This window comes from Arthrobacter sp. Leaf234, assembly GCF_001422665.1.
Lineage (GTDB): Bacteria > Actinomycetota > Actinomycetes > Actinomycetales > Micrococcaceae > Arthrobacter_D.
In genome coordinates this window covers 178,219-195,838 of sequence record NZ_LMLU01000005.1, presented here as the reverse complement: position 1 = coordinate 195,838, position 17,620 = coordinate 178,219, and the positions used below count along the sequence as shown (strand labels likewise).

At 70.5% G+C, this 17,620-nt stretch carries 17 protein-coding genes; 9 read left to right on the top strand and 8 right to left on the bottom strand.

The features are described from left to right. Positions 1-30 precede the first annotated feature (30 nt). Genes ASF21_RS08760 through ASF21_RS08750 form a run of 3 tightly spaced genes read right to left on the bottom strand, consistent with a single transcriptional unit; the run spans position 31 to position 4,775 of the window. Positions 31-804 carry an isochorismatase family protein gene (locus ASF21_RS08760; RefSeq protein WP_082471385.1) on the bottom strand — a complete coding sequence of 258 codons (774 nt, stop codon included), beginning with the start codon at positions 802-804 and terminating at the stop codon, positions 31-33. Further along, entirely contained in the window at positions 804-2,675 is a 1,872-nt protein-coding gene (locus ASF21_RS08755) for a hydantoinase B/oxoprolinase family protein (RefSeq protein ID WP_055769749.1), read from the bottom strand. The genes ASF21_RS08760 and ASF21_RS08755 overlap by 1 nt, the downstream gene beginning before the upstream one ends. A gap of 3 nt (positions 2,676-2,678) precedes the next feature. Further along, positions 2,679-4,775: a hydantoinase/oxoprolinase family protein gene (locus ASF21_RS08750; protein ID WP_055769747.1), complete on the bottom strand. Its 2,097-nt coding sequence runs from the start codon at positions 4,773-4,775 to the stop codon at positions 2,679-2,681. A 346-nt stretch (positions 4,776-5,121) separates the two neighbouring features. On the opposite strand from ASF21_RS08750, the gene ASF21_RS08745 reads away from it, so the two are divergent. The 3 genes from ASF21_RS08745 to ASF21_RS08735 all read left to right on the top strand — a co-directional run bounded on the left by ASF21_RS08745 (position 5,122) and on the right by ASF21_RS08735 (position 8,097). Next, on the top strand, positions 5,122-6,354 hold the full coding sequence (locus ASF21_RS08745) for a CaiB/BaiF CoA transferase family protein (RefSeq protein WP_055769744.1): 1,233 nt from the start codon (positions 5,122-5,124) through the stop codon (positions 6,352-6,354). An 82-nt stretch (positions 6,355-6,436) separates the two neighbouring features. After that, a complete protein-coding gene (locus tag ASF21_RS08740) occupies positions 6,437-7,390 on the top strand; it encodes a hydroxymethylglutaryl-CoA lyase (protein ID WP_055769742.1) in 954 nt (317 codons plus the stop codon). Positions 7,391-7,395: 5 nt separating this feature from the next. Beyond that, a complete protein-coding gene (locus ASF21_RS08735; RefSeq protein WP_055769740.1) occupies positions 7,396-8,097 on the top strand; it encodes a GntR family transcriptional regulator in 702 nt (233 codons plus the stop codon). A gap of 77 nt (positions 8,098-8,174) precedes the next feature. On the opposite strand, the gene ASF21_RS08730 is transcribed toward ASF21_RS08735, so the two are convergent. After that, on the bottom strand, positions 8,175-8,471 hold the full coding sequence (locus tag ASF21_RS08730) for a hypothetical protein (RefSeq protein ID WP_055769738.1): 297 nt from the start codon (positions 8,469-8,471) through the stop codon (positions 8,175-8,177). Positions 8,472-8,723: 252 nt separating this feature from the next. On the opposite strand from ASF21_RS08730, the gene ASF21_RS08725 reads away from it, so the two are divergent. Together ASF21_RS08725 and ASF21_RS16790 are read left to right on the top strand one after the other, a co-directional pair. Continuing rightward, the gene (locus ASF21_RS08725; RefSeq protein ID WP_055769736.1) at positions 8,724-9,047 is read left to right on the top strand and encodes an NIPSNAP family protein; all 324 of its coding nucleotides are present in this window, start codon (positions 8,724-8,726) and stop codon (positions 9,045-9,047) included. Between the two features lie 112 nt (positions 9,048-9,159). Beyond that, positions 9,160-9,333: a hypothetical protein gene (locus ASF21_RS16790; RefSeq protein WP_157365819.1), complete on the top strand. Its 174-nt coding sequence runs from the start codon at positions 9,160-9,162 to the stop codon at positions 9,331-9,333. Positions 9,334-9,567: 234 nt separating this feature from the next. Here ASF21_RS16790 and ASF21_RS08720 read toward each other — a convergent pair whose 3' ends face one another. Together ASF21_RS08720 and ASF21_RS08715 are read right to left on the bottom strand one after the other, a co-directional pair. Then, entirely contained in the window at positions 9,568-10,059 is a 492-nt protein-coding gene (locus ASF21_RS08720) for a hypothetical protein (protein ID WP_055769734.1), read from the bottom strand. 142 nt (positions 10,060-10,201) lie between these two features. Continuing rightward, entirely contained in the window at positions 10,202-10,744 is a 543-nt protein-coding gene (locus tag ASF21_RS08715) for a TetR/AcrR family transcriptional regulator (protein ID WP_055769732.1), read from the bottom strand. A 99-nt stretch (positions 10,745-10,843) separates the two neighbouring features. Between ASF21_RS08715 and ASF21_RS08710 the strand changes: the two genes are divergently transcribed. Together ASF21_RS08710 and ASF21_RS08705 are read left to right on the top strand one after the other, a co-directional pair. Beyond that, positions 10,844-12,403 carry an APC family permease gene (locus tag ASF21_RS08710; RefSeq protein WP_055769730.1) on the top strand — a complete coding sequence of 520 codons (1,560 nt, stop codon included), beginning with the start codon at positions 10,844-10,846 and terminating at the stop codon, positions 12,401-12,403. Continuing rightward, entirely contained in the window at positions 12,403-13,638 is a 1,236-nt protein-coding gene (locus ASF21_RS08705; RefSeq protein ID WP_055769728.1) for a saccharopine dehydrogenase family protein, read from the top strand. Before ASF21_RS08710 ends, ASF21_RS08705 begins: the two co-directional genes overlap by 1 nt. Positions 13,639-13,702: 64 nt before the next feature. Here the strand turns inward: ASF21_RS08705 and ASF21_RS08700 are convergent, their stop codons facing one another. Both ASF21_RS08700 and ASF21_RS08695 read right to left on the bottom strand, forming a co-directional pair. Next, complete coding sequence (locus ASF21_RS08700; protein ID WP_055769725.1) at positions 13,703-14,572, bottom strand: Rieske 2Fe-2S domain-containing protein; 870 nt, start codon at positions 14,570-14,572, stop codon at positions 13,703-13,705. Between the two features lie 110 nt (positions 14,573-14,682). Next, entirely contained in the window at positions 14,683-15,159 is a 477-nt protein-coding gene (locus ASF21_RS08695) for a hypothetical protein (RefSeq protein ID WP_055769723.1), read from the bottom strand. A 236-nt stretch (positions 15,160-15,395) separates the two neighbouring features. Between ASF21_RS08695 and ASF21_RS08690 the strand changes: the two genes are divergently transcribed. Together ASF21_RS08690 and ASF21_RS08685 are read left to right on the top strand one after the other, a co-directional pair. Then, positions 15,396-16,352 (top strand): hypothetical protein, encoded by a 957-nt coding sequence (locus ASF21_RS08690; protein ID WP_055769721.1) that lies wholly within the window; start codon positions 15,396-15,398, stop codon positions 16,350-16,352. Positions 16,353-16,566: 214 nt separating this feature from the next. Continuing rightward, a complete protein-coding gene (locus tag ASF21_RS08685; RefSeq protein WP_157365818.1) occupies positions 16,567-17,559 on the top strand; it encodes a peptidase in 993 nt (330 codons plus the stop codon). Positions 17,560-17,620: the final 61 nt, after the last annotated feature.

Below are 17,620 nucleotides of genomic sequence, written 5' to 3'. Positions count from 1 at the left end.
GGCCGCAGTGACCGGCCGGGGAGAGCCGCCTCACCAGGTGAGCTCGTCGAGGCCCACCACTTCGGCGTACTTGGCCTGCAGGTCGTACAGTGTGGCCCGCTGCACCGCGTCGTCCCGGTCGCCGACGGCATCGCGGACGACGATCGGCACGAAGTCGTGCTGGATCGCATCGACCGCCGTCGCCCGGACACAGCCGCTCGTGCTGACGCCGATGATGATGACGGTGTCCACCCCTGCCTCGTGGAGGAGCGCTGCCAGGTCGGTGCCGAAGAAGGCGCTGGCCGACTGCTTGACCAGCACCGTCTCCCCCTCGATCGGCGCGACCCCGGGCATGAGCTCGCCCAGGGGCGGCACCCCGTCCGGCGCCGGCCGGATGAGCAGATGCAGAGCGGGCACCTTCCGGAGGAACACTCCCCCGTGCGCGGCGTCGTCGAAGCGCACCACCGTGTGGAAGACGGGATACCCGGCCGCGCGTGCGGCTGCCAGGACGGCTGCGGCTCCGTGGAGGCACGACGACGACGGCAGGCACAGCGGACTGGCGTCGTCGAAGTAGGCCCGCATGAGGTCGACGGCGATGACCGCGCGGCGCGGCCCCGGCGTCAGCGTCCCGTCGAAGCCGGAGGAGAACCCGGAGGACGACCCGGAGGACGACCCGGCGGACGACCCGGCGGACGACCCGGCGGACGACCCGGCGGACGATACATCGCCGGCCCCCGCAGCGGGTGACCCCGAGAGCGAGCCCGACGGCGGCGACTCCCCGGACCCCGCAGGCGTGGAACCGGAAGGGTCGGCTGCAGCAGCCACTACACCGCCAGCGGTGGGGTCGGTGCCGGCAGCCCGGTCTCGGCAAGGCTGTTGGCCAGGAGGTTCTCCATGGAATCGCCCCGGTTGAACAGCGGCAGCGGCTCCTCACGACCCTCGCGCATCGAGGCGCGCAGCGAGGACGTGGCAGCAGCATCGAGGTCGCCGTCGTCGTCGCACACCACTCCGTAGGTGCGGGCACCGGCCCGCGTGACGAGGCCGCGCCGTACCTCCTTGCACACGAGTTCCGGATCGCGGGCCAGCGGGTCGCCCCAGCCGCCGCCGCCCCATGTCACGAAGTGGAGGACGTCGTCCGTGCCGACGGCGACGTCGTGCACCTTGGACGCGAGCACCACGCGGGTGCCGTCCGCCCGGTCGATCCACTTGGTCCCGCGCGCGCCGGGCTCGCCGCCCTTCACGCCCCACGGGTAGGTGAGCCAGCGGTCGTCGTGGATGGCGATGGTGCCGGCCTCGAGGAACCGGTAGGCGACGTCGACGCCGTTGCCGCCGCGGTGCAGGCCCGCCCCGCCGCTGTCCGGGATGGTCTCCCAGCGGTCGATGATGAGCGGGTAGTAGCTCTCGAGGTACTCGCAGGGGATGTTGACGAACGAGGGCCAGAGCGAGTGGCCGTCGGGACCGTCGCCCACGGGACGGCCGGGGATCCCGCCGAACCCGATCGAGTAGAGCTGGAACCACTCCCCCTTCCGCTCGCCCTCGCTGTAGTTCCCCGAGTACATGAAGTGCGGTGATGAGGAGAAGCCGGCGGCGTTCAGCAGGTCCGGGTTGGCCTGGCCGAGGAGCCCGCCGAAGAGGTCGAACAGGCGGCCGATGCCGTGGTTGCGGCCGTTGAGCGCCGCCGGGTAGGCCGGCTTCCAGAACGAGTTCTCCGGGATCTCCACGTCCACGAGCGGGTAGAAGCCGTCGTTCCACAGGATCTGCGGGTCCGCGACGGTGATCATGTAGATGCCGAAGAACATCCGGATCAGGTTCTCGTTGATGTAGTAGTTGATGGGCCCCTGCGCCTGCGGGGCGCTGCCGGTGAGGTCGATCAGCACCTTGTCGCCGGTTCGCGTGATGGTCATCGTCAGCTCGTACGGACCGTAGCCGCGGCCGTCGTCGTCGATGTAGTCGGTGAAGGAGAGCGGCTTGCCCTCCTCGAACACCAGCGCCAGCAGAGCCTTCATGGCCCGGTAGTTCCGGTCCAGCAGGGCGTTCAGTGCGGAGGTGTACGTGTCCACCCCGAACCGCACGCACATCTCCTGCACCCGGCGCGACGCCGTCCGGCACGCCGCGACGATCCCGTTCAGGTCCGCCCGGTTCCAGTCCGGCTTCCGCACCTGGTTGAGGATGATGCCGAGCGCCGTGTCGTCCCGCTCGCCCTTCCGGTACAGCTTGAAGGGCGGGATGATCACGCCCTCCTCGAAGATGGTCCGCGCGTCCGTCGGCATGGACGCGGGCGTCTTCCCGCCGACGTCGGTCATGTGCCCGAACTGCGACGCCCACCCGACGATCCGCCCCTCGAAAAAGATGGGCATGACCACGAGCCAGTCGTTCGCGTGGCTGATCGCCGCCCCGCACGAGTAGGGGTCCGACGTCATGAGGACGTCCCCCTCCTCGATGGTGCCGCTGAAGTTCGCCAGGAAGTCGGGGATGGAGAGCCCGAACTGTCCCACGATCATCTTGCCCTCGGGGTCGGCGATGAGCGGGAACTCGTCGTGCTGCTCGCGGATGCCCGGGGAGAGCGCGGTGCGGAAGAGGGTCTCGTCCATCTCGTAGCGGGCACTGCGGAGCGCGTTCTCGATGAGGTCGAGCGTCACCACGTCCACGTCCACCGCGGTGAGCTCCGAGGTGGCGGTCTCGATCAGCTGGGCCATGGGTCAGTCCTCACTCGTGGTTGCTGCTGCGTCGTTCTCGATCGGCCTGATCAGCAGGCTCCCGTGGTGGTGCACCGTGGCCGCGTGCCCCGGGAGCACCAGCGTGGTGGAGTCCATCTCGGCGACGACCGCGGGACCGGTGATCACGTTCCCGGCCTTCAGGAGGTGCCGGTCGTAGATGGAGGCCTCATGGTGCTCACCGCCCACGAAGATGGAGTGCGTGCTGCGAAGCGCCGGCAGCGGGTCGGCCGGTCCGGCGTCGAGCGTGACGCTCGCGACCTGTGGACGTGGTCCGCTCACCGTGGCACGGGCCGTGACGAGTTCGTGCTCGTTGTCGAGGAGGAAGGCGAAGAGCCGCTCGTGCTCGGTGTCGAAGGAGGCCCGCAGCGCCGTCAGGCCGCCGTCGTCGCCGCTGTCCCTGAAGGTCCGGAGGTCCACCGGGATGGGGATCTCGAACCCCTGCCCGTGGTAGCGGAGGTCCGCCGAGTAGGTGACGGTCAGGTCCTCCTCCGCGAGGCCCGCGGCGAGGAGCGACTCCTTCGCCGTGGCCGCGAGGTCCTCGAGGACACCGCGCACCTGGGCGTCGTCGAGCTCGCTGAAGCGCCGCACGAGGGTCCGGGCGGACTCGTCGCGGAGGCTCGTGGTCGCGTCGCCGTAGGCGCACAGCACACCGGGCGACGGCGGGATGATCACCGGCCACGCACCCGTGAGCTTGCCGAGCGCGTTGGCGTGCAGCGGACCCGCGCCGCCGAAGGCCACGAGTGCGAAGTCCCGCGGGTCGAAGCCCTGCTGCGTGGAGACGAGCTTCAGGGCGCCGTAGATGTTCTCGTTGACGATGTCGATGATGCCCTCGGCCGCGCTCTCGACGCCGTCGAGGCCGATCGCCTCCGCGATGGTCTTCACCGCAGTGCCGGCGGCCTCGACGTCGAGGCCGATCTCACCCCCGGCGAGCTGGGACGGCAGGAAGCCGAGTACCACGTTCGCGTCCGTCACGGTCGGCTCGGTCCCACCCTTGGCGTACGACGCCGGACCGGGCACCGCGCCCGCGGACTGCGGACCGACCCGGAGCGCACCGGTCAGCTGCGGGACGTGGGCGATCGACCCGCCACCGGCGCCGACCGTCCGGACGTCCACCGACGTGGCGCGAACCGTCAGGTCACCGACCGTCGTCTCGCGGCCGATCCGCGGGGTGAGGTCCTGGACGAGGGCGACGTCGGTGGACGTGCCACCCATGTCGAAGGTGAGGAGATTCTTGAAGCCGGCCTGCTCGGCGGCCCAGACGGCGCCGGTCACGCCGCCCGCCGGGCCGGAGAGCAGCAGGGACACGGGGTTGTCGGCGGCGACCCTCCCGGAGACGAGTCCGCCGTCGCTCCTGAGGATGGAGAGGTGGCCCTCGATGCCGGCCGCCGTGAGCTTGTCCTCGAGATTGCCGACGTAGCGCGAGACCTGGCCCTGCACGTACGCGTTGGCGACGGTGGTGATGGTGCGCTCGTACTCGCGGAGCTCGGGCAGCACCACCGAGGAGACGGAGACGGGGACGCCGGGCAGTTCCTCGGCGGCGAGTTCGGCGATCCGCGCCTCGTGGCTGCCGTTCGCAAAGGAGTTGATCAGGCTGATGCTCAGGGCCTCGATGCCGCGCTTCCTGAGTTTCCGTAGCTGGGTGCGGACGTCGTCGTCGTCGAGCTCGATGCGCACCTCGCCACTGGTGGTGACGCGCTCGTTCACCTCGACCGTGTCCTCGAGGTCGGCGAGGGGCTCGGGCTTGGGCCAGATGATCCAGCCGGCCAGGCCGCCGGGCACGAAGGACCGGGCGATCTGCAGCACCTGCCGGAAACCCTTGGTGGTCACGAGGCCCACGCGGGCACCCTTGTGCTCGAGGATCGCGTTCGTGGCCACGGTGGTGCCGTGCAGCACCTCCGTCACCTCCGACGTCGGGACCCCTGCGGCGCGGCAGGCCTGCTCGATGCCGTGGAGCACCCCGATGGACTGGTCCTCGGGCGTCGACGCCGTCTTGTACCGGTGGGTCTCGCCGGTGGCCTCATTGATGAGGAGGATGTCAGTGAACGTGCCGCCCACGTCTACGCCGAGCCGAAACGCCATCAGGTCTCCTCTGGGTGGGGGTGGATCAGGGTGCTGCCTAGACGGGGCCGTGGGCTGCGCGACGCGCCGGATGGGGGACGCGGCGCGTCGCGCAGGGCTGGTGGTGCACTCGCGGACGGGTGGTGTCGCACGAACCCGTGCAGGAGAAGGGGGGCTCCGGCACGAAGTGGCGTGCGTCACGCCGTCCGCTGGTGAAAGCGTAGGAGCGTCGGGCGGGAGCGTCAATGGGTTGCATACAACTTTCTGAAACAGGGTGGATCATCCCTTGCCATCTCGGCGTGTGAGTGCAAAGTTGTATACGTTCGGCCACTCTGTCCGGACATTCCGATGCCCCGGAGGCCTGCCGATGACCGCCAGTAAGACTCCCTCCCCCGACCAGCCACCGGCGTCGACCGGACCACTCGCGGGCCTCCGCGTCGTCGAGCTGGGACAGCTGCTCGCCGGCCCGTTCTGCGGCCAGATGCTCGGTGACCTCGGGGCCGACGTCGTGAAGATCGAGGACCCGGCCAAGGGTGATCCCCTTCGCCAGTGGGGCCGGCAGCTCCCCGAGGGGCAGTCCCTGTGGTGGTCCGTGGTGGGGCGGAACAAGCGGTCCGTGACCCTCAACCTGCGCGAGGCGGAGGGCCAGGACCTCGCACGGAAGCTGATCGCCGGCGCGGACATCCTGATCGAGAACTTCCGTCCCGGCACCATGGAGCGCTGGGGCCTCGGGTACGCCGACCTCGCCGCCCTGAATCCGGGCCTCATCATGGTGCGCGTCTCCGGGTTCGGCCAGGACGGACCCTACGCGCAGCGGGCCGGGTACGGTGCCATCGGTGAGGCCATGGGCGGCCTCCGCTACGTGGTCGGCGATCCCTCGACGCCGCCCTCGCGGGTCGGCATCTCGATCGGGGACACGCTGGCGGCCCTGTTCGCGACCATCGGGGCGCTCGCCGCGGTCCGCGAGCGCGAGGTGAGCGGCCGCGGGCAGATGGTCGACTCGGCGATCTACGAGGCGGTGCTCGGCGTCATGGAGTCCCTCGTCCCCGAGTGGCAGATCTCCGGCTACCAGCGCGAGCGGACCGGCGCCATCCTCCCGAACGTCGCGCCGAGCAACGTCTACCCGACCGCGGACGGCTCCTGGCTGCTGATCGCCGCCAACCAGGACACGGTGTTCGGGCGGCTCGCCGCAGCCATCGGGCAGCCGGATCTCGCCACGGATCCCCGGTACGCGACGCACGGCGCCCGCGGGGAACGGCAGGCCGAGCTCGACGCCCTGATCGGCGGCTACACCTCCACCCAGGACGCTGCCGTCCTCGAGGCCGCGCTCGAGGCGCACGGTGTCCCCGCCGGCAAGATCTTCCGCCCCGTCGACATGCTCACCGACCCGCAGTATCTGGCGCGGGAGTCCATCACCGAGGTGCAGCATCCCGTCCTCGGCCCCGTCGCGCAGCAGAACGTCTTCCCCCGGCTCAGCCGCACCACGGGTACGGTCCGCTGGCCCGGGCCGGCGCTCGGGGAGCACACGGCCGCGGTCCTGGCGGAGGTGGGGGTCGACGACGACGCCCTCGCCTCCCTGCGCGGGCGGGGGCTCGCATGAGCACGTCACTGCACCACCGCCGGGTCGTCGACGTCGGGGCCGACCGCGCAGCTCTCACCTCCCTGCCCGAGCGGGGGCGTGCATGAGCATCCCCGGTCTGCCGTCGTCGATCCGGCTCGTCGAGGTGGGGCTGCGTGACGGCCTGCAGTCGGTGCCCGCGATGGTGCCGACAGCGGAGAAGGTGGAGCTGGTGCAGCTCCTCATCGATGCCGGGGTCCGCGAGATCGAGGCCGTCAGCTTCGCGCACCCGAAAGTCCTCCCGCAGCTCGCCGACGCCGCCGAGGTCATGGCCGCCGTCCCCAGGATCGACGGCGTCCGGTACCGCGGGCTCGCGCCGAACTTCCGGGGCGCCGAACGCGCCGTGGACTGCGGACTGGACGAGCTCGTCGTCGTCGTGTCCGCCGACGAGGAGGTGAGCCTCCGGAACCAGCGCTTCACCGTCGACCAGATCCTCGCCGACGTCGAGCGCATCGGAGCGCTCGCCGACCGCTCGGGCATCCGGTTCGTCGTCGCCGTCGCCTGCGCCTTCTTCGCTCCCGCCCGCGGGCCCGTGACGCGGGATGAGCGCCTCCGCGTGGTGCGCGCCGCGGTGCAGGCCGGGGCCGACGGCGTGTACCTGGCGGCCACCTCGGGCGAGGAGGAGCCGGGCGAGATGTACGACGGCATCGCCGAGGTACGGCGCCTCTACCCCGGACTGGACCTCGGCGTGCACCTGCACAACCGCAACGGATTCGCGCCCGCCAACGCGCTCGCGGCGATGCTCGCCGGTGCCACCTGGCTCGAGGGATCCTTCGCCGGGCTCGGCGGGGACCTGTGGTTCCCGGGCGATCCGTCGGTGCTGGGCAACGCCGCCCTGGAGGACCTCGTGCACCTGTGCGACGGGCTCGGCATCGCCACGGGCATCGACCTCGACCGGTACATGCTGGCCTCGGACCGGATCGTCGAGCTCACCGGGCGGGCGTCGTCGTCGTTCGTGTCGAGGGGTGGTACCCGCGCCTCGCTGGCCGCCGCGTCGTGGCCCGACGCGATAGCGTGACGGGCATGGAGACGACTGCTGCCGCTGCACCCGCTCCCCCCGCACCGCTGACCGACGCCCCGCGGGACACCCCGCGGGACGAGAGCGCCTACGGCCGGCTGCGGTCGATGATCGCCTCCGGGGAGCTGGCCGCCGGGTCATGGCTGCGCGAGGCCAATCTCGCCGAACGCATCGGGGTCAGCCGGACGCCCATCCGGGAGGCGCTCAGCCGGCTGGCGGCCGAGGGGCTCGTGGAACTCAGCCGCAACAAGGGCGCGCAGGTGGTGGACTTCTCTCCCGAGGACGTCGCCGGCCTGTACGACGTCCGTGCGGGCTTCGAGCCGCACGCCGTCCTGCTGTCGGTGCCGAACCTGACCGACGAGGACGTCGTCGAGCTCGCAGCGCTGTCGGAGCGCATGGAGGCCGTGGTCGCGGACGGCGGCGCCATGGAGGGGCTGAGCGCCCTCAATGCGGCGTTCCATGGGATCTTCATCGAGCGGTGCGGCAACCGGCACGTCGCGACGGCGCTGCAGGCCGTCATGCGGCCCGCCGTCGTCGCGCACACGTTCCGCAAGTACAGCGGCGAGGCGCTCCGTCGATCGATGCAGCACCACGCGGAGCTCGTGGCCGCGGCGGAGGCGCGCGACGGCGAATGGGCGGAGTCCGTGATGCGCACCCACATCCTCGCGGCGCGGAACGCGGCGGGCGCGAACCCCTCGACGCGGTAGCTCCCGCGCATACGAGGCAGTCTGGTCCGCAGTGCCGGCACACCGGCCCCGAGACCGGGGGCCGACGTGTCGATGGACTAGGGAACCTCCGGCCCGAACCCCTCAGGGAAGGGGAACAGGTGCCCGTTGCACAGCATCCCGGGGCTCGGGACCTGTCCCTTCAGGCCGGCCTTGACCAACTGCCCGTAGGACTGGACCCGACCGCCCTCGGGGAAGTCCGCGTCGGGTTCGTCATTCTGGCCCGAGTACGAACAGATGGAATTGGCGTGCGCGGGGCCTCGCTCCACCTGGCCCTGGGCCGACGCAGGAGCGGCTCCTGCACCTGCAAGTGCGACGACGCACACGACGGCGCCGAACAGTGATGTCTTGTACATGACGTGCCTCGATCTCTGGAGAAGTGTCCTTGCTTCCAGGCCGCAGACACACGTTCAACAGTGGTCGCACACCACGACTCTGCCCAGCGCAGGTCTGCTCCCGACGAGCCCACGGGGGCCCGTGCGGCGAACTCTACTCAGCGCGGGCCACCGGGGGAAGGACGGGGGCCTCAGGCAACACTGCCGGGGCAGAGAGTCCCATCCTTCAGCGACCGGCTCGACGTAGAACTCCTTCTGCGACAGGATCAAGGGATGACCTACGAACTGCGCACCTACACCGCGACACCCGGCAGGATGGACGCGCTGATGGAGCGCTTCCGCTCCGTCACCATCGACCTTTTAACCGAGCACAACATGACGAGCCTCGGCTACTGGACGCCCGTCGACAACACCGAGGTCCTCATCTACCTCCTCCAGCACGACGGCGATCCGAAGGCGAACTGGACGGCGTTCGGCACGGACCAACGGTGGATCGACGCGAAGGCGGCGTCCGAGATCGACGGCTCGCTGACGGAGAAGATCGAGGCCGTCATGCTCGACGCGACCGATCTGGTGCCGGTGCTCCTCAAGCCGTAATCCCGACCGCATAGGCCATGTAGTTGCGCTCTGCAACCTCTTCCTGAGGTCAGCTGTCCCCGCCTCATGTGAGCAGCCGCCACCTGCGAACACCCCGGTCGCCCCGCCCGTCATGACGCCGACCGTGCCGCAGCAGATGGGCCAGATGCCCGTCGGTGGCGCTGACACCGGCGTCGCCCAGGCCCCGCAGGGCGATGACTCCGCGGCCCTCGCCCTCGGCGGCGGCCTCGTGCTGGCCGTCGTCGGCGGCGCCTTCGTCGTCCGCCGCCGGATGGCCACGAACTGACCCATCCCCATTCATCGCGATGCCCGGCGCCTTCGGTGCCGGGCATCGTCGTGTCCGGGGCCACGGCTACGCAGGACCCGGACCCACACGACCATCCATGCCCCGGCGAGGCGCTGGAAGAACTACGGGCGGATCGACGTCGCCGCGGAGTTCGCAGTGCCGCTGCACGACGCACCATCGCGCCCTCTGCGCCCTCGGGTTCGGTCTCGGCCGGTCCACGTCGTGGATCAAGGGTCAGGCGGTCGTGGCGTCACCGCGGGTCAGGCGCCGGAGGACCAGGAGCAGGACGCCGAGGAGGGCGAAGACGACGCCCGCTGCTGCCAGCAGGAGTCCGCTCGCCCCGGTCGACGCCAGTTCGCCCGTCGGACTGAACACCACGTCGTCGTCCGACCGGTCATCCGACCCGACGCTCCCGTCATGAACGAAGCTTGCGTCGGACCCGACGCTCCCTTCATGAACGACGTTCCCAGCTGAGCCGACGCTCCGGTCGTCGCCAAGATCCTGATCGGACCCGATGCTCTTGTCGTGACCCGTGTCCCCGAGCGTCAGGACAGCGGCCTGGGCCGAGGAGCTGACGGCTGGAACGACGGCGCCGCTGGCCGGGAGCGCGAGCAGGCCCGCGCCGCCGACGATGACGGCCGCGAGCACGGCAGCTGCTCGCGCGGCGGTGCGGTGCATCGCCGCGCGCCGGGCGGTGATGCGAGAGGTGGAGGTGGGTGACGGCATGCTGCTCCCGGGTCAGGACGGACGGGTCCATCCCTGTCTACGAACCGAACATGGCGTCCGGGTGAACGCGCCTCGCCCTGCGTGTGACGATCGGAGGGACACCCCGGTCCCGCAGTCCACGGCGGGACGTCCAGCCGCGGGATCAGGGCGTGATGGTGTCGATCAGGCCGATGATGCGGTCGATCGTCGCAGGATCGGTCTCCGACGGCATGGCGCCCGTCCCGCTGAGCGAAGCGGTGAAGTAGATGCCGTCGCCGAGCAGCATCACCAGGTGCACCATGTCCTCGTCGCCGAGGGCCTGCAGCAGGACGTCGAACCACTGGACGCGGCACCAGGCGAGCAGCTCGTTGGCCCCGGAGTTGGAACCCTGTGCCAGCCGCGTCACCGCGACGTTGCAGCGCTCGAGGGGGCTCGCGATGTCGAGCGAACTCCTGATGTAGTACCGCGCGGCCTCGGCGGGAGCCGCGCGCATGATCCCGAGATCCTCCTCGACGAGGACGCGCAACCGGTCGAAGAGGGCTGCGGTCAGCTCGTCCTTCGAGCGGAAATGGTAGGTCAGGCCGCCCTTGGAGACGCCGGCGCGCTGCGCGATGGCATCGAGTGTCGCACCGCGCTCCCCCTCTGTCACCAGCAGGTCCTCGTAGGCGTCGAGCAGTCGCTGGGGGGTCCGTGGGGCGAGGCGCATGAGGGGAAGTCTAGGGGCTGGTCAGAAAACCGACTGGTCGGTATTGTGTGCTGCATCACGGTGTCGGAGGACCGACGCCGCCGAGGAGTCGAGGTCGCCATGCCGCTCAGCCCCGCCGACCACACCCTTTCGGGCGACCCCCACACCCAGGGCAAGGGGCTCGCCGCCGGGACACTCGGACTGTGGGGTTCGGTGGTGATCGGCCTGGCCTCGACAGCCCCGGTCTACTCGCTCGTCGCCACCCTCGGCTTCGTGGTCCTCGCCGTCGGCGCCCAGGCGCCGATCGCCTTCATCGTGGCGTTCATCCCCATGCTGTTCGTCGCCTTCGCCTACCGTGAACTCAACGAGGCCGTCCCGGACTGCGGGACGTCCTTCACCTGGGCGACGAAGGCCTTCGGCCCCTGGGCCGGCTGGATGGCCGGGTGGGGCGTCGCCGTCGCGGGGATCATCGTGCTGGCCAACCTCGCGCAGATCGGCGGCATCTACCTCTGGCTGCTCGTCGGGGACGGGTCACTCGCCGAGGATCCGCTCGTGGTCACGGCGACCGGCGTCGTGTTCATCGCCCTGATGACCTATGTGAGCTATCGCGGCGTGGAGATCGGTGCCCGCCTCCAGAACATCCTGTTGGCCGTGCAGTACCTCGCGCTGGCCCTCTTCGTGGTCTTCGCACTGGTGGGTGTGGCCAACGGAACCGCGGAGAACGCGACGGCGCCGTCGGCGGACTGGTTCAACCCCTTCGCCTTCGAGAGCGTCGAGGGCTTCACCGAGGCGATCCTCCTGGCGCTCTTCATCTACTGGGGCTGGGACGCGTGCCTGGCCCTCAACGAGGAGACGAAGGACGCCCGGCGCATTCCGGGCCGCGCCGCCCTGATCTCGACCGTCCTGCTGCTGGTGACGTATGTCGGTGTCACCGTCGCGGCGATGATGTACGCGGGCGTGGGCGAGGACGGCGTGGGCCTCGGCAACGAAGCCAACGCCGACGACGTCTTTCTGGCACTCAAGGACGTGGTGCTCGGCCCGTGGTCCTGGCTGCTCGTGATCGCCGTGCTGGTCTCGGCCGTCTCCTCCACGCAGACCACCATCCTCCCGACGGCCCGCGGGACACTGTCGATGGCCGTGTACCGGGCCCTGCCCGAGCGCTTCGCCATCGTCCACCCCCGGTTCCGGACGCCGTCGTTCTCCACACTGGTCATGGGCATCGCCGCGATCGCGTACTACATCGTCATGACGATCATCAGCGAGAACATCCTCGCCGACTCGATCCTCTCGCTCGGCCTGGCCATCGCCTTCTACTACGCCATCACGGGCTATGCCTGCGTCTGGTACTTCCGCCGCGAGCTCTTCGACTCCCGGCACAATGTGGTCTTCCGCTTCCTGCTCCCCCTGCTCGGGGCCCTGATGCTCACCGCGGCTTTCATCAAGTCCGCCATCGACATGGCCGACGTCGACTACGGGTACAGCGTCCTGTTCGGCATCGGCGGGACGTTCGTGGTGGGCATCGGATCCCTGGCCCTCGGCCTGGTCCTCATGCTGCTCTGGCGCACCCGCCCCTCCTCCCGCCCGTTCTTCGCCGGGAAGACCCTCACCGAGGACTCCCCCGTCCTGGTCCCCGATTCCCCTGACATCTACCGACGCTCCATCGACGGAGGACTCTCCTGATGCGCATCCTCATCATCGGCGCCGGCGGCGTCGGCTCGGCCGCCGCCCGGATCGCCGTCCGGCGGCCGTTCTTCGACGCCCTCGTGATCGCCGACTACGACCCCGCCCGCCCGCAGGCGCTCGTCGACGAACTCGGCGACCCCCGGCTGGTCGCCGCGGAGATCGATGCGTCGTCGTCGTCCGCCGTCGCCGCCGTGGTCCGCCAGCATTCCATCACGCACGTCCTCAACGCCGTGGACCCGCGCTTCGTGATGCCGATCTTCGAGGGCTGCTTCGAGGCGGGCGCCACGTACCTCGACATGGCGATGAGCCTGTCCACACCGCACCCGGACCACCCGCACGAGCAGACCGGGGTGATGCTCGGCGACGAGCAGTTCGCCGCGTCCACGCAATGGGAGGCCGCCGGCCGCCTCGCGCTCGTCGGTATGGGCGTGGAACCGGGCCTCTCCGACGTCTTCGCGCGCTACGCGGAGGACCATCTCTTCTCCTCCATCGAGGAACTCGGGGTGCGCGACGGCGCCAATCTCACCGTCGAGGGGTACGACTTCGCGCCGTCGTTCTCCATCTGGACCACGATCGAGGAATGCCTGAATCCACCGGTGATCTTCGAGCGGGAGCGTGGCTGGTTCACCACCGCCCCGTTCAGCGAGCCGGAGGTGTTCGAGTTCCCCGAGGGGATCGGTCCGGTGGAGTGCGTCAATGTGGAGCACGAGGAGGTGATCCTCATGCCGCGCTGGACAAAGGCCCGCCGGGTCACCTTCAAGTACGGGCTCGGCGAGGAATTCATCACGGTGCTCCGGACGCTGCACACCCTCGGGCTGGACTCGACCGCACCCCTCGACGTGAAGGGCGTGTCCGTGGCGCCACGCGACGTCGTGGCCGCCGCGCTGCCGGATCCGGCGACGCTCGGCAGCCGCATGAAGGGCAAGACCTGCGCCGGGGTCCACGTGACGGGTACCGGGACGGACGGCGCCCCCCGGGCCGTGTACCTCTACCACGTCGTGGACAACGCGTGGTCCATGGCGGAGTACAACTCGCAGGCCGTGGTCTGGCAGACCGCCGTCAACCCGGTGATCGCCCTGGAACTCCTGGCCTCCGGTACCTGGAGCGGATCGGGCGTCCTCGGCCCGGAGGCCTTCGACGCCCAGCCGTTCCTGGACCTGCTCGCCGCCGACGCCCCCGCCGGCTACGGCTCGCCGTGGGGCCTCGAGGAGCGCGACGCCGACGCGGCCTGACCCGGGGTGACGGCGGCGAGCGCTTCCGCCCGCGCCGCCGTCGGGATCCGACCGAGCGCGGACGTCAGCCCGCGTTGGGGAGCGACACCTCGACCTGGCCGGCGATCACCCGCGTCTCGAAGGAGTGCTGAGGAGAGGTCGCAGGACCCTGCACCACCTCACCGGTCTTCAGGGAGAACCCGCTGTTGTGCCACGGGCAGACGACGCACGGATCGCCGTCGTCGACCGTGACCTTGCCCTCGTTCAGCGGCCCGGAGAGATGGCTGCAGGTGTTGGAGAGCACCGAGACCTCGCTGCCCCGGCGGAAGACGACGAGCGGGATCTCGCCCAGCACGCGCTTCTCGAGCATGCCCTCCTGCAGTTCCTCGAGGGACCCGATGGAGTGCCAGCCGGCCTCGATGCGGTGCGGCACGTCCTCGTTGTGGTTGGCGCCGAGCGACTGCCGGTAGGACATGTGCCCACCGAGGAAGCCACCGGCCGAGACGACCACGAGGCCCGTGTAGGAGAGCAGCTTGCCGGACCTGCCGCGCAGCCGCTGGACGAGCGAGCCGGTGTACAGGCCGACGGCGATCAGGTTGGCGGTCGCGTGCACGATCCCGACGCGCAACTGCTGCTCGTGGCCTTCGGACCAGTCGGCCCAGCCGGCGAGCGCCGTGGGGGCAGCGCTGGCGACACCGGTGCCGATGAGGACGGCGGACGCCTTGTTGGATCCCGGGATCAGGTCCAGGACCGCCGCGGAGAGCCAGCTTCCGGTCGGGACGAGGATCATCAGGGGGTGCAGCGGGTGGCCGATGGGCACACCGTGCAGGACATCACGCAGGGCACCGGGCTTGAGCACGGCCTGCACCACGTCACGGACCTTGTTGGCCACCGGATCCAGTGCGGCAGCGTTCTCGAGCTTGTCGATGGACTGGAGGGGACGGAGTGTCTTCATGGAGTTCTCCCATATCGCAGGTCCGGGCGGCGAACACCACCAGCTGATATGGGAAGCATACTGATGAACACCGGCGGGTGGTGGGCTCTTGCCGGATCGGGCCGCGTACCCTAGGGCCGCGGACGGTTCCGCCCGGTCCGGCTCAGGACCGCACGGTCCCGCCAGGCGCCCGTGGACCAGAGCGCCCAGAGGACGAGCACGGGCTGGAAGTACAGCCGCGTCAGGCGTGCCGCGTCGGTGTCCAGGCCGAAGGCGCTCACACCCTCGACGTACTGGGCGATGTTGCCCGGGAAGATCGCGACGAAGAACGCGGCGACCACCCACCCGACGACGACCCGGTACCGCCGGAGCGCGACGAGCGCCGCACCGAGGAGCAGTTCGACGACGCCGGACGCGATCACCACGACGTTCGTGTCGAGGGGCAGCCAGGACGGCACCTGCGCGGCGAACTCGGACCGCGCGACGGTGAGATGGGCGGTCCCCGCGAACAGGAGGAACGCCCCGAGCACGAAGCGCGCGATGGTGCGGGGCAGCGAGGTGGGCGCCGTCCGTCCGGGTCTCGTCCTGATCGCTGGTCTGGTTGCCATCCCGCGAACCTAGCACCGTCCCACCGGATGGCACGGCCGGGTCCACGGCGTCGCCCCCGGATGTCGGGCCGTCATCCGGCGCCCCGGGGCGCACCGGGCGGGGTTCCTTCGATACCATCAATGTGCTGCCGTCCGCAGTCCTAGCACGCCGCGATCCGCCTGGGTAGGAGCATGCGCTCCACAGATTCCTCACCGCGCGCGGGGACCCGCGGTCATGATGGACCGCAGCACGCCGTATGAACACCACGAAGGAGATCGTCATCGCCCCCCGGAACAGCACCAACGTCCGCCTGCGCACCACCCTCGCCCTGCTCGCCGAGCACCAGGACGCCGGGAACAGCGTCGCGCCCAGCGACGTGATGTCGCAGGCTGTGGCGGCAGTCCCCTTCGACGCCAAGGAGGCAGAGCTCCTCTCCGGCGGCGTCCCCCGCGGGTACAAGGCCCTGACGACGGCGACGGCCAAGCTCGTGAAGGCCGGCTGGCTGGTCAAGGGCCGCTCCGGCTGGACGGCGACCGACGAGGGCATCCGCGCGGTCCACGCGTTCGCCGATCCCGACCAGTTCATCAACGCCATGATCAGCGGCGCCCCCGTGCCCGAGCAGGCCCCGGCCGTCACGCACGCGCCGCAGTCCCCCGAGTCCCTCGGCGAGGACGCGCAGGCCGTCCAGGCCGACCCGGAGGCGGGCGTGACGGCGTCGGCTGAGGGATCGGAGCCGCCCGCGACAGCCGAGGAGTCGGACATCTCGGAGACCATGGCGGACCTCGCCCCCGCCGACGCCACGAACTCCGAGGACCCCACCCCGCCCGACGTCGCCCCGACCCTCGAGGTCTCCCCCGACGTCGCCACCGAGCAGGTACCGACCCGCACCCCGGCCGACGAGGCCTGGCAGGGTCAGCCGCAGTCCGTCGCACTCTCCGGCGACTTCGATCCGCTGTTCGGCGAGGCGGGCCACTGGAGCACGGACCTCCGCGAGCTGCAGTTCGTGTGGGAGCCGACCGAGAACCTCTGGAAGCAGACGCTGCAGCTGCCCGCCGGCACCTATCAGTTCAAGATCCTCGTGAACGGCGGCTGGGACGAGAACTACGGCCGGTTCGGCGTGCGCGACGGCGCCAACCACGAACTGCACCTGCTCTCGGACACGTCGGTCACGTTCCGCTTCGACTACGCCACGAGGGACATCACGACCTCCTAGGCCGATCCCGGCCGACGGCCCCGTCACCTGCCCGTGCGGCAGGAGGCGGGGCCGTCGTCGTTCCCGGGATCGCGCGGATCACTGCCGCACAGCAGGAGGCGGGGCCGACGTCGTTCCGCTCAGCCTTGCCGCAGCTTTGCCCAAGGACCCGCCCTGCCGTCCGCCCACGTCCACGACCTCCCTCAGCATGGGAGGGACAGGATGGGGGCTGCACATGGGTGCGATGGATCGGGACTGGTACCACGAGCGCAGGGACGGGGCCGGCAAGCTGCGGCGCTCACCCTCGGGCAGGGTCCCGCAGTGGGCGCTGGACGACGCCGTGGGCGTGGCGAGTGATCCTCACCCATGGCGCGCTCCTGCGACCGACTCCCGGCGGAGCAGGCGGGCCGGGCTCCGAGGATCACGACGGCGGGCGTCCCGAACCCGGTCCTCCACCGCCGCGATCGGGGTCGTCCTGCTCCTCGCCCTCCTGTACGCGACGCCGTCGCTGTTCGATCGCTTCGTCCTGCCGATCGCCCTGCCCTACCTGCCCGGAGCGAATGTGCCACCCCGGGGCGTCGAGGCACAGGACAGTCCGCTCGGCGTACCACCGCTCGTTCCGGCATCGGGCGCCTATCAGCTCCTCCCGTCGCCCACCGAGTCGCAGGACTGGGTGGCTGTCGACCCGTGCCGCCCGGTGCACTACGTCGTCCGCCCGGACAATGCGCCGCTGGGGACGGAAGGGCTCGTGCAGGAAGCCGTGGCGGAGGTGTCCGCGGCCACCGGGCTGCACTTCGTCGACGACGGATTGACGACGGAGGGGCCGTCCGAGGAACGCGACCTCTACCAGCCAGAGCTCTACGGCCGGACCTGGGCCCCCGTCCTCATCACCTGGACGAGCCCCGCGGAGATTCCCCAGCTCGCCGGCGACATCGCCGGACTGGGTGGCAGTGAGTACGCGTACGTCCCCGGAGAGCCGCTCGTCTATGTCGGTGGGCAGGTGCAGATCGACGCACCCGATGCGACCGGGATGCTGGCGTACCCCGCGGGAAGGGACCTCGTCCGCGCGACCCTCATGCACGAACTCGCCCATGTCGTCGGGCTCGACCACGTGGATGATCCGCGCGAGCTGATGTACGCGGCGAACACCGGGCTGGTGTCCTTCGGCCCGGGAGACCGGGCCGGCCTCGCGCTCCTCGGGTCCGGACCCTGCGCGCCCGGACACTGACCCCGCCCGCCGTCCGAGCCGCACGGACGCCGCTTCCGCGCGGTGTCAAGACCACCGGAGA

Coding starts and splice junctions, on each gene's coding strand:
- ASF21_RS08755 (WP_055769749.1), bottom strand. CDS start 2,675: ATGGCCCAGCTGATCGAGACCGCCACCTCGGAGCTCACCGCGGTGGAC.
- ASF21_RS08750 (WP_055769747.1), bottom strand. CDS start 4,775: ATGGCGTTTCGGCTCGGCGTAGACGTGGGCGGCACGTTCACTGACATC.
- ASF21_RS08745 (WP_055769744.1), top strand. CDS start 5,122: ATGACCGCCAGTAAGACTCCCTCCCCCGACCAGCCACCGGCGTCGACC.
- ASF21_RS08740 (WP_055769742.1), top strand. CDS start 6,437: ATGAGCATCCCCGGTCTGCCGTCGTCGATCCGGCTCGTCGAGGTGGGG.
- ASF21_RS08735 (WP_055769740.1), top strand. CDS start 7,396: ATGGAGACGACTGCTGCCGCTGCACCCGCTCCCCCCGCACCGCTGACC.
- ASF21_RS08730 (WP_055769738.1), bottom strand. CDS start 8,471: ATGTACAAGACATCACTGTTCGGCGCCGTCGTGTGCGTCGTCGCACTT.
- ASF21_RS08725 (WP_055769736.1), top strand. CDS start 8,724: ATGACCTACGAACTGCGCACCTACACCGCGACACCCGGCAGGATGGAC.
- ASF21_RS16790 (WP_157365819.1), top strand. CDS start 9,160: ATGACGCCGACCGTGCCGCAGCAGATGGGCCAGATGCCCGTCGGTGGC.
- ASF21_RS08720 (WP_055769734.1), bottom strand. CDS start 10,059: ATGCCGTCACCCACCTCCACCTCTCGCATCACCGCCCGGCGCGCGGCG.
- ASF21_RS08715 (WP_055769732.1), bottom strand. CDS start 10,744: ATGCGCCTCGCCCCACGGACCCCCCAGCGACTGCTCGACGCCTACGAG.
- ASF21_RS08710 (WP_055769730.1), top strand. CDS start 10,844: ATGCCGCTCAGCCCCGCCGACCACACCCTTTCGGGCGACCCCCACACC.
- ASF21_RS08705 (WP_055769728.1), top strand. CDS start 12,403: ATGCGCATCCTCATCATCGGCGCCGGCGGCGTCGGCTCGGCCGCCGCC.
- ASF21_RS08700 (WP_055769725.1), bottom strand. CDS start 14,572: ATGAAGACACTCCGTCCCCTCCAGTCCATCGACAAGCTCGAGAACGCT.
- ASF21_RS08695 (WP_055769723.1), bottom strand. CDS start 15,159: ATGGCAACCAGACCAGCGATCAGGACGAGACCCGGACGGACGGCGCCC.
- ASF21_RS08690 (WP_055769721.1), top strand. CDS start 15,396: ATGAACACCACGAAGGAGATCGTCATCGCCCCCCGGAACAGCACCAAC.
- ASF21_RS08685 (WP_157365818.1), top strand. CDS start 16,567: ATGGGTGCGATGGATCGGGACTGGTACCACGAGCGCAGGGACGGGGCC.